Source organism: Rhodococcus sp. P4_F3_2 (assembly GCF_056401335.1).
Genome location: NZ_JBFUJN010000281.1, coordinates 1 through 381, shown reverse-complemented (window position 1 = coordinate 381; position 381 = coordinate 1). Strand labels below are relative to the sequence as shown.

Sequence of the window (381 nt, the reverse complement as noted above, 5' to 3'; positions counted from 1 at the left end):
TTGTGTTCGGCGGTGTCCTACTCTCCCACACCCTGTCGAGTGCAGTACCATCGGCGCTGAAGGGCTTAGCTTCCGGGTTCGGAATGGGACCGGGCGTTTCCCCTTCGCTATGACCGCCGTAACTCTATGAAACTGTCACAGTAACCAACTTCTGATCACCTGGTTTCACCGTGCACCAACCCGAACCCGTTACCGGGTGGATGGATGACGGAGAAAACAGAGTTTCTCATCAGTATCTGTGTGTTGTTTCAGATACCGCACAGTGGACGCGTAGCTTCTTTGTGGTAAGTCCTCGGCCTATTAGTACCAGTCACCTGCATGCATTACTGCACTTCCAGTTCTGGCCTATCAACCCGGTGGTCTGCCGGGGGCCTTACCCCC

2 rRNA genes are annotated in these 381 nt (G+C 54.9%); both read right to left on the bottom strand.

What is annotated here, in order from left to right:
- Window positions 1-4: 4 nt before the first annotated feature.
- Window positions 5-121 (bottom strand): 5S ribosomal RNA (rrf, locus tag AC1DWA_RS33745).
- 159 nt (window positions 122-280) lie between these two features.
- Window positions 281-381: ribosomal RNA gene (locus AC1DWA_RS33740) — 23S ribosomal RNA — on the bottom strand; the annotation flags it as partial.